The sequence below is a fragment of the Streptomyces sp. NPDC059499 genome, assembly GCF_042749285.1.
In the GTDB taxonomy this organism is placed as follows: domain Bacteria; phylum Actinomycetota; class Actinomycetes; order Streptomycetales; family Streptomycetaceae; genus Streptomyces.
On record NZ_JBHYTT010000001.1, the window covers coordinates 629,796 to 643,064 of the forward strand.

Sequence of the window (13,269 nt, forward strand, 5' to 3'; positions counted from 1 at the left end):
CTAAAAGCTAGGAAGGCATTTCTATGAGCGGCCCAACGCGGGGGCAACAAATGGTTAACAGCCCGCCGACGGTTGGGGATATGACCTCGGAAACACCTCAAAGAGCCGTGAATTTACGCCGATTCACTGATCCGACATGCGTCGTTCACCCTCAGTCCTCTTCAGGGACAAGGGAAATGCCGGGCCCGCCCTTAGCGTGATGCGGGTGGTTAAGCTCTCCGTCATCGTGCCGTTCTACAACGTGCGGACATACGCCCCCGATACGCTCCGAAGCCTGCGCGCCAACGCCCGCGAGGACTTCGAGTTCATCCTTGTCGACGATGGTTCGACCGACGGTACGGCGGAGCTCCTGCGCCGGGCCCAGGACGACATCGAGGGGGTGGTCGTCCACAGACACGAGCGGAACACGGGTCTGGCCACGGCCCGCAACACCGGCCTGGACGCGGCCCGCGGGCAGTACATCGCGTTCCTGGACGGCGACGACTGGCTCGCACCGGGCCACTACGCCCGGCTCCTCGCGCGGACGGAGGCCCTGGGCTGCTCCTTCGTCCGTACGGACCACGTCCAGGTCACCGGCAGGTCCCGCACGGTGCACCGCGTCCCGCACGGCCGGCGCGGTGCGGTGAGCTCCCCCCGGGACGCGATCCTGCCGGCCTCCCGGACCACCTCGGTGGACTACGCGTACGCCTGGGCCGGGCTCTACCACCGGAGCCTCCTGGACCGGGGGCTGCTGCATTTCGCCGACGGGCTGCGCACCGCCGAGGACCGGCCGTGGATATGGCGGCTGCACCGCGAAGCGGATTCCTTCGCGGTCCTGGGAACGCTGGGCCATTTCTACCGGCGGGGTGTCGCGTCGTCACTCACACAGATCAGCGACGAGCGCCAGCTCGATTTCCTACGCGCCTACAACCAGGTCGTGGGTGAGACGGCGGCCGACCGCGACGCGGACGCGCTGCTGCCTAAAGCGGTGCGTACGTACTGTGCCGTCATCGCCCACCACGTCGGCTCCATCGGAAAATTCGAACCGTCCGTGGCCCGGAAACTGAAATCGCTCAGTGCGGCGGCGCTCGCGGACATGCCTCAGCCGATCCTCGACGACACCCTCGACGCCATGGACGTACAACGGGCGACCCTGCTGCGCAGACTGCGCCGCCGGCCGGTCGCCGCGAAGGGAGCGGCTGCCGCGTGACCACCCAGATCTTCGTCGCCTCGACTCCGTACGGCACGGCCGTACTCGCCGCCGCCCTCGACGCGAAGTGCTTCGACGACGCCGACCGCCGCATCCTGCTGCTCTGCGACACCTCGACGATCCCGGAGGCGGCGCCCCCCGCGGGCTCGATGCCCGGTTCCGGCCTGCTGCGCACCCGTTTCGACGAGGTGCTCTCCTGGAACGACACCATCTGCCCCCAGCACCCGGCCGAGTGGACCCCTCGCGCCGACGACGCGCCCCTGTGGGAACGCCATCTGCGCCGGGCCTGGCACCTCGGGGACGACGACGTCGAGCTGGCGTTCGCGTCACCGCACACCGCACCCGCCCAGGCGCTCGCCCAGATCCTCGGCGGCGGAACCGTCACGGTGTACGTCGACGATCTGGCCGGCTACGGCCCGACCGGCAGCAAGATCCCGCCGCTGATCGGCACCCGGGTCGGGCGGGTGCTCCACCCGGACCTGCTCCCCGGCCAGCGGCCGCTGCTGCTGGCCGAGTTCGGTGCGGAGCCCGTCCCCCTGCCCCACGAAGCCCTGCTGAAGGTGTTCGCCGAACTGGCCGACGCCGCTCCGGAGTTCCCGTTCCCGGACGGCCCCGCGCTGCTCCTGGGCGAGCGCCTCGCCGAGTCCGGGCTCCTCTCCCCCGCCGAGGCGAGGGAACTGCACCTGCGGATGGTGCGCGGCACCGTCGCCCTCGGCCACACCCGGCTCCTGTTCGTGCCCCACCCCCACGCGCCGGTCACATGGTCGGCCGCGCTCGCCCGTGAGGCCACCCGCCTCGGCGCCGAACTGACGGTGCTCGACAGCGGGTCACTCACAGCCCCCGTCCTGCCGGAGGTCCTCTACCGGCGGATACGGCCCGCGCTCGTCGTCGGCTGCGCGGCGACCGAACTGCTCACGGCGGCCACCCTGTACGAGCTGCCCGTGGCCAGGACCGGCACCGGAACGCTCCTCGAGCGCCTGACCCCGTACGAGAACACGTACAGGGTGCCGGTCACGATCACCGACGCGCTGCTTCCCGAACTCACGGACGCCGCCGCGGTCGCCTGTCAGAAGCCGCCCACGGAGGCGGCCGTGGCCCGGAAACTGGACGGTCTCCTGCACGCGGTCGGCTTCGCCATGCAGCCCCGGGTGCGCCCTGACCTCCGCCCGGCCGCCGAGCGCTACCTCTCCGAGCACCTGGACGGGCGCACCTGGCGCTATTTCAAGCGCCGCCGGCTGGCCTCGCTCGCGCTCCCGGGCGTGGTGCCCCCACGCCTCGCCTCCATCCGCCGCAACCCGACGCTGCGCCGCCTCGCCCGCCGCGTACGCGGCAGGTGACCACCGGCTCTCAGCCGAGCAGCCGTGTCAGGCCGAGACGGGTCCACAGGAGGGCGGCTCCGAAGGAGAGCACCGTGGTGGCGGCCGTCACCCCGGCCATGAGGGCCGCGGCCGCCGGCCACGTGAGGTCCGCCGTGACCAGCGCATCGGTGAGGACGCCCAGGACGAGGACATGGATCATGTACGCGCCGAACGAGGCGTCGGACAGCCGGGTCAGCGCCGGCCGCAATCGGTCCGGGATGTGCAGGCGGTGCAGGGAGAGCAGCACTCCGGCACTGAACAGGGCGACCAGGACACTCGCGTACGGGATCGCGTAGTGCACCTCGTGCTGGTACGCGACGGTCGCGGCCAGCGCCGCGCCGGCCAGGAGGAGCCACCACAGGCGGCGCCTGCCGAACGTACCGGCGGGCACCGCGAGGAGCAGGGCGCCGAGTACCGCGTAGATCAGCTGGTACGGGCCGAAGCCCCAGCCGAACCGCGGCAGATCCAGTTCCGTGATCCGGGCGATGTCGCCGGACAGGGACGGGGCCGCGCCGAGGACGAGCAGGGCGGCGCCGAGTCCCCAGGGGCGTCTGCCCGCCTTCACCAGGGCCGCGAAGGCCAGCAGCAGGATGACGGGGATGTAGGCGTACAGGTACCAGAGGTGGTACGCCGGGCGGACCGAGGCGAACAGCGAGTCGAGTGCCAGGTCGCCGACCGGGTCGTCGTTGGTGGAGCGCAGCCGGCCCCACGCCAGGTACAGCGCCGTCCACACGGCGAGCGGGATCACGATCCGCACGACGCGCTTCCACAGCCGGCGGCCGTCCCTGACCGGGGCCCCCACCAGCACCACCCAGCCGGCGATCGCGAAGAACAGGGGCACCGCGAAGCGGCCCGCCGAGTCCGCCACGAGGCCTGCCCAGTAGGTACCGGGGCCGTTGGATGCCTCGCGGCCCGCCGTGTTCACGAACGCGGAGCCTGTGTGGCACAGGATCACGCCGACCGAGCAGAGCAGCCGGATCAGATCGACGTCGTAGCGGTGCTCACGGACCGGGCGGGGCTGCGGCGCGGTCCCCGGGGCGGCATCCCGGGACGGTGCGGTGGCCGTTTCGGTGGCCGGTGTTCCGGCTGGAGAAGCAGAGGATGGCATGGTCATCGAAGGCTATGAACGCACTCGTCCGGGGTGAACTCCGGGCAGGTGAACGCTCACTTCGTCCGGGTGTCGGGCAGGTGAAGGCCGTGTGCTCCCTCGGCGCTCCGCGGGCCCGGGATGCGCGGGGCGTGCAGCGGCAGACCGAAGACCTCGCGCAGACCGGTGAGGTTGTCCCGGGTCACGGACCAGAGGTGCTCCTGCCTTCCGTGCACGTCGGCCACGGCCGCCCGGTGATCCTCCAGCACCGCCGTCGCCCGCTCGGCGAGGCGGGCGCCCAGGGCCCGGTCGTGGACGGACACGCCCCACTCGGGGCGCTCGATGTCGGTGAGGAAGTAGGCGAGTTTGGGGTGCGAGACCAGACTGATGACGGGTGTGCCGCAGCCGAACGGGATCATGCCCGCGTGTCCACGCATCCCGATCACCAGGCGGGTACGCCGGTAGAGGTCGCGGATCTGTTCGTTGGAGCGCAGGTACAGCGGCTCCACCGGCAGGGAGGTCCCGTGCTCGCGGCGCAGGTCGTGCACGAACTTCTCGTCCGCCGGCATGTGAGCCGCGTAACGGACCTCGGCGTGTTCACCGATCGCGCGTACGGCGTCGTCCATCTCGGCCAGGAAGTGCCCGTAGTCGTGCCCGAAGCGCAGATTGGCGCGGTCGTAGGCGCAGTTGACCAGTACGGTGTCGTCGCGTCGCACCGGATCGGTCCAGTCGGGGTCGAGGTGGCGGGCGACGGTGGTCGGGCAGGGCTGGTAGCGCACCCGGTCGCGCAGGTCGTCCGGCAGGAGTTCCCTGACCCGGGCGACGGAACCCTGGTTGCGCAGCCCGAAGAAGGCCGACCGTTCGACCAGGACGCGCAGACTCGCCGCGAACCTGTCGCGGCGGTAGCGCTGACCGTCGAACACGTTGTAGCCGACCGCGAAGACGGCCAGCGGCGCGGTGATCCGGCCCAGGACGTCGTCCGCGATGTTCCACTGCCAGCCGCTGTTGCTGTTCGGCGCGGTGTCGGGGAGGAAGAGCCCGCCGCCGCCGACGATCACCCCGCGACGGGCGTTGAGCTCCTCCAGGACCGGCCCGTCCACCAGCCGGTGCACGGACTGCTGGTGCCAGCGGCGCGGACCGGTGTCGGCGTCGAAGCACATGCGGACGGCTTCGGGCAGCACCTTGTCGCCCGCGTTCTCCTGGCCGTCGGCGAACAGTGCGACGTGCGCAAGCTGTTGAGCAGGGGCGGCGTCAGGGGCGGCTGGGGCGTCTTCACCGGCGACAGGTATGGGCGGGCGGGGCTCCCGGGTACGCACGTACCAGGCGCGGCAGTTGGCGTCGGTGGGATCGGAGTCCAGGCCGTCGCGGGCGTAGCCGTGTGCGTCCCGCGTCCGGCCGAGCAGCCAGGCGAGCCGGGCCAGCTGCCCGTACGCCCGGGCCGCGAAGTCCGGTGACACGGTGGCCAGCAGGAGGTGCGCCTCGGCCTCTTCGTACCTGGACAGGGCCATCAGGCAGATGCCCAGCGTCTCGTGGCAGCGCGGCAGGTCGGGCCGGTCGTCCACGGCCGCGGTCAGCAGTGCGACCGCCTCCTCGTAGCGGCCCTGCTGCCGGTGGACGTCGGCGACCTGGCGGACCAGCTCCACCGGGGTGTTCCCCCCGGCCGGGAACGGAAGCGCGTGGTGCAGGAGCAGTTCGGGGTGCTTGGGACCGGACAGGGCGCAGTACGCGGCCCGGAACGCCTCGCCGTCCAGCTCGTAGCGGTCGCGGGCCTCGTACGCCGGGGCGTATCCGGCACGGTCGGTGTCCGTGAAGCGCAGTACGGCGGTGCTGTCGGGCACGGGCGTGTCGTCGTAGAGCCGGCCGACCAGGAAGTCGTAGCGGGAATCGACGGCCGTGAGCAGCCCGGGGGCCCGTCCCAGCGCACGGTCCACCCGTCCGTCGCCGCCGTGCGCGTCGCCGGATCGCCCCGGGTCGGCAAGGCCGGTGAGGAACGTGCCGTCGGTGTCCTGGCGCTGGATCACCAGCAGGCCGTCGTCCCGGACGGTCCGCCGGCCGTCGGGGCCGGGCTGCGGCACGGCGCCCACCCCGGTGCGCAACTGCAGCAGGGGCAGCAACGGGCCGAGCACGACCGTGCCGGGGCCGAAGGCGACGACGGTGTCGTAGGCGTCCGCCCGGAAGACGTCGAGGCGGTCGGCGGCCTCGTACGGGACTATCCGGGGGTGCAGTCGGCGCGCGGCGTCGAAGGCGGTGTCGGGCAGGCCGGGGTGCAGGACGAGGAAGTCCTCGCAGACGGCCGGGTTGGTCAGTACGAGGCTGCGCAGCAGCAGGAGGAGGCCGGGCATCCGGTCCTCGTCGGTGGAGGCGGCGAAGGCGATCCTCCGCTTTCCGGTGACGGCGCGTCTGTCGTCGGCGTCCGCGGCGGCGGAATCGGCGGGAGCGTTCATCTCAGCTGGGTCCTCAGGTCGGTCTCGTCCTCATGGGTGGCGTGCGCGGTGACCCACGCGTGCTCCCGCGGCAGCAGCTGTCCCGGCAGGCCGAACCCGATGAGGTCCAGGCGGTCGGCGTCCAGGAAGTCCAGGAGCCGCAGCACGGTGAAGGCCGTGGTGGTCCGGGTTCCCCAGCCGCCCTCCCCGATCAGCGCCGGATCGCTCAGCGGACGGCGCAACGAGGCGTCGCCGATGTGGTCCTGGGCATCGGGGACGAGCCGTGCGCGCAGCGCCCGGCGCCAGTCGGCGGCCCGGTCGCCGAAGACCAGGCGGGTGCCGGCCCTGCCGCCCCAGCCGGGCCCCGTCCAGGGCGTGTCGCCGCGCAGGGTGAGGGCGTGCAGGTCGGTGCGCACGAGGGCGGAGGATTCCCCGCCCGTCGGCAGGGCGTCGCAGCGCACCACCAGGTCGTACCCGTCGATCAGCTTCCCGAGCGGACCGCCCGCGGCCCGCTCCTCCTCCTGGACCCGGGGCGCCCCGGCGACCACGCACACGGAGCGGCCCTCGACGAGACGGCGCAGGGCCGGGACCCCGATCGGCTCGGTGCCGCCGAGCAGCGGGTCGGTCATCCTGTCCCGGTCCAGCAGCCGGCGGTGGGCGGCGTACACCCCGGCGAGCTCCCGGACGGCCGGGTCGCCCATGCCCCGGCCGGCGGTCCGCTGCCGTACGACGTCGGCGAAGCCGGCCCCCGCCTCCGCGGCCGGCACGTCTCGCAGGGCCCGCAGCCGGGTGGCGTCCTCACCGTCGGGAAGGAGTCCGGCGGCGTCGTCCAGGCAGCGGCGGAGGTCCCGCAGGGTCGCGACGCGCCGTGCTATGTCCTGGGACGAGGAGGGTTCCTGCTGCAGCGTCAGGTGACGTTCGTAGGCCTGTACGGCCTCCTCGTTCCGGCCGAGGGCGTCCAGCGCGCGTCCACGCAGCCGCCATGCCCCCTTGGACCTGTCCCGCATCCCGGTCGCCTCGGCCGCGAGGCCGAGGGCGAACCGCGCCTGCGCGTCGCCGCCGGCCTCCAGGGCGTGCCGCGCGGTCCGCAGCAGTGCGTCGAAGAGGCCGTCAGCTCCGGAGGAACAGGCCGTGGTGAGCGTGCCGATGGAGGCGACCAGGCGGGTCTTCCCGACGTCGTCCATGGGGCCGGAGGCGGCGAGGGCCGCGAGGTGGTCGCCGCACAGGCGCAGCACGGCCGGTGCGGCAGGCACCTGGTGCCCGGGGCCGCCCGTCGCGGTCCTGGTCCGTACGGCCTTGAGCAGTCCCGTGAAGGTCTGGCCCATGCTCGATTCCGCCGTTCTGTGATCGGTGGCCGGCCGGGGCGGCGCCCGGGGCCGGGTCAGAGTCCGAGGCTGCTGCGGGTGCGCCGTACGGTGCGGCGCAGCCGGACCGCCGCCCCGCCGGGTCCGCCGCCGCCCGGCAGGAGGAGCTTCTGCAGGCGGCGGCGCTTGAAGTAGTGCTGGGTCGTCGCGTCGAGCCCGCCGCGCAGCCAGGACTCGGCCTCGTCGCGCAGTGCGGGGTGGAGGCCGGACTGCATGCAGTAGCCGACCGTCCGGACCAGTGGGGCGAGGGTGTCCGGTGCGGTGGTGGCGAGCTCCGGGACGGGCTCGCTCCCCTGCTCGTCCAGATCGGGTACGAGGTGGTCGACGATGGTCAGCGGGACGCGGTTGCTGTTCTCGTACGGGGTGATGCGGTCCAGGACGAGACGGGTGCCGACCCGGGCGACGGGGATGCCGTAGTACGCGGCGGCGGTGAACATCGCGGTGGAGAAGCAGCCGACGACGAGCGTGGGTGCGCACCGTTCGTAGAGCGTCTCGGCGAGCAGCGGGCTGTCCAGGGTGCTCAGGCGCACCCCCGCGGCGGCGGCCGCGTCGTCCAGGGCGTGGGAGTAGCGGGCCGGTGCGGTGGGGTGCGGTTTGAAGAGGATGGAGGTGTGACCCGCGCGTGCCGCACCGTGCAGCATGCGGATGTGCAGGTCCTCCTCCTCCTCGGGCGTGAGGATGTTCAGGGCGGCGAGGTACTGGCCGAGGAGTACGGCGGTGGGTGCCTCGGCCTCGACCGCCGCGAGCCTGCGGTCGCCGTCGGCCGCGCGGGCGATCTCGCCGAGGACCTTGCGGAAGGCGTCGTCCGGTACGAGTTCGGGCTCGACGCCGGCCTCCGCCAGCAGCAGCGGCTTCAGGCCGGTCACCAGGTCCAGGTGGAGCACGCGCTGGATGCGGCAGGCGATCGACACCGGCACCTTGTTCCGGGTGGGCCCGTAGCTCATCAGGCCGTCCGCGTACACGTGCAGGGCGCTCTCGGCGAAGATCGCCGCCAGTGCGCGGGCCGGGTTGACCTGGATGGATTCGACGGCCAGGTCGACGGGGTTCTCCGGGGGGATCCCCCAGGCGAGCCGGAAGGCGCGCTGCCACAGCTCGGTCTCCTCCGGGCGGGGGCCCCAGCCGCTCGGGTGGTGCGGGCTGATCGCCTCGTTCCAGTCGACGACGGAGTCGAAGCGGGCGGCGATGTCTCCGTACCCCCTCATCTCCTCCAGCCGGAGGGCGGTTTCGGGGATCTCCGCGTTGTTGGAGACGAGCAGGACGCGGTGGCTGTCCTGGCCGGGTCCGAACTGGCCGGCGTCCAGGGCCGCCGCGAGCGTGGCAGCCCCGTACAGGGTGGAGACCTGGAAGATCTGGGTGCGCGTGGGCATGGGTCAGGCGGCCTTCTGCTTGTCACGCAGGCGGTTGAGCAGGGTGCTGCGCTTGTTGTCCATCATCGTCAGGGTCCTGTCGAGCACCGGCTGCGGCATGCGGTGCAGTGCGGCGGTCGACTCGTGGCGCAGCCGCCGGGCGGTGGCGGGGTCGTACACGTCCGCCTTCTCGTTGTGGAACGCGATCATCGCGCAGTAGGTGCGGACCGCCTTGGGCAGAAGGAGTTCCGCGTCCCGGTCCCGGCCGATCTCCTCGACGAGCGTGTCGTAGGCGGGGAAGAAGTCGAGCTGTCGGGAGTCCTTGATCTGGGTGAGGGACGTGGTGACTCCGCGCCGGTAGAAGATGCCGTAGAGGCCCAGGGCCGCGTAGGTGCGGGCGTGCAGGTGGAGCCGCCAGATGAACAACCGGTCCTCGGCGGTGCGCAGTTCGGTGGCGAACCGCAGGGTGCCGTCCTCGAAGAGCCGACGGTGGTAGATCCCCGCCCATACGAACGGGTAATCGACCATCGTCTCGCGCTCGGGCGCCGCGATTCCCTCCCGCGGGTCGAGCACGGTGTCGCGGAGCCGGGCAGGCGCGCGGCGCACGACACGGCTGGTGCCGGTGGACTGCACGTGGTCGGTGCGGGCGAAGTCGCAGTCGAGTTCCTGCGCGGCGTGCAGCAGGCGGGCCAGATGGCCGGGCGCGTACCAGTCGTCGCCGTCGAGGAAGGTGACGAAGTCGCCGCGGGCCGCGTCGATGCCGCTGTTACGGGCTGCCGCGATGCCCGCGTTCGTGCCGTGCCGGATGACCTCGGCCTGCGGAAGTCTCTCCGCCCACCGGTCGATGACGGACGGCGTCCCGTCCGTCGAGCAGTCGTCGACCAGCAGGAACTCCACATCCGGGCCGGCGTTGCGGGCCAGGCTGCTCAGCGCCGCGTCGGCGAAGGCCGCGACATTGTGGAAGGGAACGACGACGGACAGTTTCGGCACGCGGGGACTCACCTTCGATCTTGGTCCACACACGCTAGTGAGTCACGTGGAGGAGCGGGTGTCCTCCGGCCCGACGAGTGGTGAACTCTGGGCATCCCCGCGATGACCTGACCCGGGGACGCCGCGCCCGGCGGGGGCGCCCTGCGGGGACGCCCTGCGGGGGCGCCCTGCGGGGGCGCCCTGCCTCACCGCACCCCGTACCGCGCCTCGATGCCCGCGACGATGATCCACAGGCCGTCCTCGAACCGCTCGTCGTAGCCGGCGAAGATCTCGGCGCCGGCTGCCGCGGCGAGCGGGAACTGCTCCATCCGCCGGGCCCGTTCACCGATGTCGAAGCCTTCCCGGCGCTCGTCCGGCATCGGCTGGACGCCCTGCTCCTCGGTGACGAAGCCCATCGTGTACGAGTACGCGGTGATGCCGGCCCGTACCGCCTGCCGCAGCTCGAAGCCGGCGCCGACCATGGTCCGCAGATGGGTTTCGAGCCCTTCGGCGTGGTCGGTGCCGGTGAACCTGGCACCGCTGTAGACCTTCGCGCCGTCCCGGTAGCGCAGCAGCGCGGCACGCAGTCCGCTGTTGTAGGCGACGAGCTGCCGCTGCCAGGTGTCCGCGGCGGGGCCGGGCAGTTCCTCGTCGAGCATCCGGCGGTACATCACGGTCGCCATCTCGTCGAGCAGTGCCTGCTTGTCCTTGAAGTGCCAGTACAGAGCGGGCGCCTTGACGTCCAGCTCCCTGGCGATGGCGCGCAGGGTCAGCCCGTCGAGGCCCACCTCGTTCAGCAGGCGCAGCGCCGTGTCGGCGACGCGCGCCCTGTCGATCTTCGTCGTACCCACCTTGACAATTTAACAGCGTTAAGCGCAAACTCCGAACCATGGAACTTAACGGTGTTAAGGAAACTGAGGTACTGATCGTCGGAGCCGGCCCCAGCGGCCTGGCCCTCGCCTGCGATCTGGCACGCAGAGGTGTGCGCGCCCTCCTCGTCGAGCAGGCCGCCGCGCTCTTCCCGGGCTCACGGGGCAAGGGCATCCAGCCGCGCACGAGGGAGGTGCTCGACGACCTCGGGGTGGGCGAGGCGGTGCGTGCGTACGGCGGCGCCGCCCCCGTCGGCATGACGTGGCGCGACGGGGAGCGGCAGGGCGCGTACGACATGTTCCGCCGCGCGGCACCGACGGACGCGGAGCCGTACGGGGAACCGTGGATGATGCCGCAGTGGCGGACCCAGGAGATCCTGCTCGCCCGGTTGCGTGAGCTGGGCGGCGACGTCACCTTCTCCACCGCCCTGACCGGCCTCTCCCAGGACCCCGGCGGGGTCACCGCCGAACTGACCACGGGCCCGGTGCGCGCGTCCTACCTCGTCGCCGCGGACGGCGGGCGCTCCACCGTCCGGCGCACGCTCGGCATCCCGATGGACGGCGAGAGCGTCGACCCCGCCCCCATGCTGGTCGCCGACGTCCGGATCACGGAAACGGCCCTCGACCGGCTGAACTGGCACATCTTCACCGGCGACGCGGGCTACACCACGCTGTGCCCGCTGCCCGGCACGGCCGACTTCCAGCTCGTCGCCCAGTTCAAGGACGGCGAGCCGGACACCTCGCCGGAGGGCGTACGGGAGCTTCTCGCCGCCCGCACCCACCTCGACCCGCAGGACGTCACCGAGGTGCGCTGGTGCTCGGACTTCCGGCCGCGCGCCGCACTGGCCGAGCGCTTCCGCGCGGGCCGCGTCTTCCTCACGGGCGACGCCGCCCATGTCCACTCCCCGGCCGGCGGGCAGGGTCTGAACACCAGCGTCCAGGACGCGTACAACCTCGGCTGGAAGCTCGGCCAGGTCCTGCGGCACGGCGCGCCGCCCGCGCTGCTCGACAGTTACGAGGAGGAGCGGCGCCCCGTGGCCGCCGACATGCTGGGCCTCTCGACCCGCATCCACCGGGGCGAGCAGGAACGCGGCGCCGCCACCCAGCAGCTGGGCCTCGGCTACCGCGAAGGGCCCCTGTCCCACGGCCGGGCGGGCCTGCTGGAAGCCGGCGACCGGGCACCGGACGGGCCGGCGGGCGACGGGCAGCGGCTCTTCGACGTCTTCCGGGGGCCGCACTTCACCCTGCTCGCCGTCGGCACCGACGTAGGGCTGCCCGCGCCCGGCGGTGCGTTGCTGCGCAGCCACCGGGTGGCGGCCTGCGAGGCCTACGGCAAGGGCCTGTTCCTCGTCCGCCCGGACGGCTACATCGGCTGGGCCGGCGACGACACCTCGGGGCTCGCGGAGTATGCCGCGACCATGGGCCTTGACCTCAAGCTTGGTTGAGCTCCTACGTTCGGGGACATGGACTACTCACACGATGACGCAGGACTGGCACGGCAGCCCATCGGCTACTGGAGCTGGGCCGCCCACGAAGCGACCGTGACCCACATCCGCGCCGCCCTCGCCGAGCACGGTCTCACCCAGCCACCCTGGTGGGTGATCAACCAGCTCGTCGAGGCGGACGAGAAGGGGCGGCCCCGCGCGGAGGTGGTCGCGATGCTCCGCGGCTACCTGTCCGTCGGGGACGGGCTGGAACCCGAGATCGACACCCTCATCGCCCGGGGCCTGGTCACCCAGGACGCCACCACCCGCCTGCGGCTGACCGCCGAGGGGCACGCACTGCGGGAACGTGCCTACGAACGGGTCGGCCGGGCGAGCGCGGAGATCCACGCCGGCATCCCGGACGAGGAGTTCGTCGCCGCCCTCAAGGTCCTCCAGCGCATGATCCACAACGTGGGCGGCAAGGCCTGGCACCACTGAACGCCGGGAGTGGGCGCGGCCCGCTCAGACGCCGCTGACGGTGAGCTTCGCCGCGAAGCCGAGGAACAGCACACCCGCCAGCGAAGTGGCGCCCGCCGACAGCCGCTTGCGGCGGCGGAACGCGGTGGCCAGGCGGGTGCCGCCGAATATGAGCATCGAGAGGTACAGGAAGCTGCCGATCTGCAGCAGGACGCCCAGCAGCAGGAAGGACAGCGCCGGGTAGGCGTAGCCCGGGTCGACGAACTGCACGAAGAAGGAGATCAGGAACAGGATGGCCTTCGGGTTGAACAGGCTGACCACGAGCGCCCGCCGGTAGGGGCGCTCGACGGCCGTGGCCGGCGTCGGGTCCCCCTCGGTCAGCTCGGCGACCCGCTGGTGCCGCTCACGCCACGTCGACACGGCGGCCCGCAGCATCCCTATGGCCAGCCAGGTCAGGTATCCCGCACCCGCGTACTTGACGACAGCGAAGAGCAGCGGCGTCGTCTGCAGCAGGGACGCGGCCCCCATGGCGGACAGCGTCATCAGGACCGTGTCCCCGGTCCACACCCCCGCGGCGGCCATGTACCCGGTCCGCACACCGCGCCGGGCGGCGACGGACAGCACGTACAGCGAGTTGGGCCCCGGCAGCAGAATGATCAGCACGAGGCCGGCGAGATAGGTCGGGAGATCGGTGACACCTAGCATGAACGGAGTCTCGCACGCGGGTACGACACCCGGTTCGGGTGCCCCGTTCCTCCGGCAG

The 13,269-nt window shown here is 72.2% G+C and carries 11 protein-coding genes; 4 read left to right on the forward strand and 7 right to left on the reverse strand.

Features of this window, described 5'->3' with window-relative positions; translation table 11 throughout:
- Positions 1-205 precede the first annotated feature (205 nt).
- Together ACFW9O_RS02940 and ACFW9O_RS02945 are read left to right on the forward strand one after the other, a co-directional pair.
- A complete protein-coding gene (locus ACFW9O_RS02940; protein WP_384604321.1) occupies positions 206-1,189 on the forward strand; it encodes a glycosyltransferase family 2 protein in 984 nt (327 codons plus the stop codon).
- Positions 1,186-2,526, forward strand: a complete 1,341-nt coding sequence (locus tag ACFW9O_RS02945; protein WP_384604324.1) for a polysialyltransferase family glycosyltransferase — start codon at positions 1,186-1,188, stop codon at positions 2,524-2,526. Before ACFW9O_RS02940 ends, ACFW9O_RS02945 begins: the two co-directional genes overlap by 4 nt.
- A gap of 10 nt (positions 2,527-2,536) precedes the next feature.
- On the opposite strand, the gene ACFW9O_RS02950 is transcribed toward ACFW9O_RS02945, so the two are convergent.
- The 6 genes from ACFW9O_RS02950 to ACFW9O_RS02975 all read right to left on the reverse strand — a co-directional run bounded on the left by ACFW9O_RS02950 (position 2,537) and on the right by ACFW9O_RS02975 (position 10,587).
- Positions 2,537-3,661, reverse strand: a complete 1,125-nt coding sequence (locus ACFW9O_RS02950) for an acyltransferase (protein WP_384604327.1) — start codon at positions 3,659-3,661, stop codon at positions 2,537-2,539.
- A gap of 50 nt (positions 3,662-3,711) precedes the next feature.
- On the reverse strand, positions 3,712-6,078 hold the full coding sequence (locus ACFW9O_RS02955; RefSeq protein ID WP_384604330.1) for a polysaccharide pyruvyl transferase family protein: 2,367 nt from the start codon (positions 6,076-6,078) through the stop codon (positions 3,712-3,714).
- On the reverse strand, positions 6,075-7,382 hold the full coding sequence (locus tag ACFW9O_RS02960; protein ID WP_384604332.1) for a hypothetical protein: 1,308 nt from the start codon (positions 7,380-7,382) through the stop codon (positions 6,075-6,077). Before ACFW9O_RS02960 ends, ACFW9O_RS02955 begins: the two co-directional genes overlap by 4 nt.
- Positions 7,383-7,438: 56 nt before the next feature.
- Positions 7,439-8,788, reverse strand: coding sequence for a polysialyltransferase family glycosyltransferase (locus ACFW9O_RS02965; protein ID WP_384604335.1), 1,350 nt, complete (start codon positions 8,786-8,788; stop codon positions 7,439-7,441).
- A 3-nt stretch (positions 8,789-8,791) separates the two neighbouring features.
- Entirely contained in the window at positions 8,792-9,757 is a 966-nt protein-coding gene (locus tag ACFW9O_RS02970; protein ID WP_384604338.1) for a glycosyltransferase family 2 protein, read from the reverse strand.
- Between the two features lie 185 nt (positions 9,758-9,942).
- Positions 9,943-10,587, reverse strand: coding sequence for a TetR/AcrR family transcriptional regulator C-terminal domain-containing protein (locus ACFW9O_RS02975; protein WP_384604339.1), 645 nt, complete (start codon positions 10,585-10,587; stop codon positions 9,943-9,945).
- Positions 10,588-10,625: 38 nt separating this feature from the next.
- On the opposite strand from ACFW9O_RS02975, the gene ACFW9O_RS02980 reads away from it, so the two are divergent.
- Together ACFW9O_RS02980 and ACFW9O_RS02985 are read left to right on the forward strand one after the other, a co-directional pair.
- Positions 10,626-12,050, forward strand: coding sequence for an FAD-dependent monooxygenase (locus ACFW9O_RS02980; protein ID WP_384604342.1), 1,425 nt, complete (start codon positions 10,626-10,628; stop codon positions 12,048-12,050).
- Positions 12,051-12,068: 18 nt separating this feature from the next.
- Positions 12,069-12,527, forward strand: a complete 459-nt coding sequence (locus tag ACFW9O_RS02985; protein WP_384604345.1) for a MarR family winged helix-turn-helix transcriptional regulator — start codon at positions 12,069-12,071, stop codon at positions 12,525-12,527.
- 24 nt (positions 12,528-12,551) lie between these two features.
- Here ACFW9O_RS02985 and leuE read toward each other — a convergent pair whose 3' ends face one another.
- A complete protein-coding gene (leuE, locus tag ACFW9O_RS02990) occupies positions 12,552-13,211 on the reverse strand; it encodes a leucine efflux protein LeuE (RefSeq protein WP_384604348.1) in 660 nt (219 codons plus the stop codon).
- Between the last annotated feature and the right edge of the window lie 58 nt (positions 13,212-13,269).

Excerpts from the sequence above, each read along its gene's own strand:
- ACFW9O_RS02950 (WP_384604327.1), bottom strand. The coding sequence starts at position 3,661 with ATGACCATGCCATCCTCTGCTTCTCCAGCCGGAACACCGGCCACCGAA.
- ACFW9O_RS02955 (WP_384604330.1), bottom strand. The coding sequence starts at position 6,078 with ATGAACGCTCCCGCCGATTCCGCCGCCGCGGACGCCGACGACAGACGC.
- ACFW9O_RS02960 (WP_384604332.1), bottom strand. The coding sequence starts at position 7,382 with ATGGGCCAGACCTTCACGGGACTGCTCAAGGCCGTACGGACCAGGACC.
- ACFW9O_RS02965 (WP_384604335.1), bottom strand. The coding sequence starts at position 8,788 with ATGCCCACGCGCACCCAGATCTTCCAGGTCTCCACCCTGTACGGGGCT.
- ACFW9O_RS02980 (WP_384604342.1), top strand. The coding sequence starts at position 10,626 with ATGGAACTTAACGGTGTTAAGGAAACTGAGGTACTGATCGTCGGAGCC.
- ACFW9O_RS02985 (WP_384604345.1), top strand. The coding sequence starts at position 12,069 with ATGGACTACTCACACGATGACGCAGGACTGGCACGGCAGCCCATCGGC.
- leuE (WP_384604348.1), bottom strand. The coding sequence starts at position 13,211 with ATGCTAGGTGTCACCGATCTCCCGACCTATCTCGCCGGCCTCGTGCTG.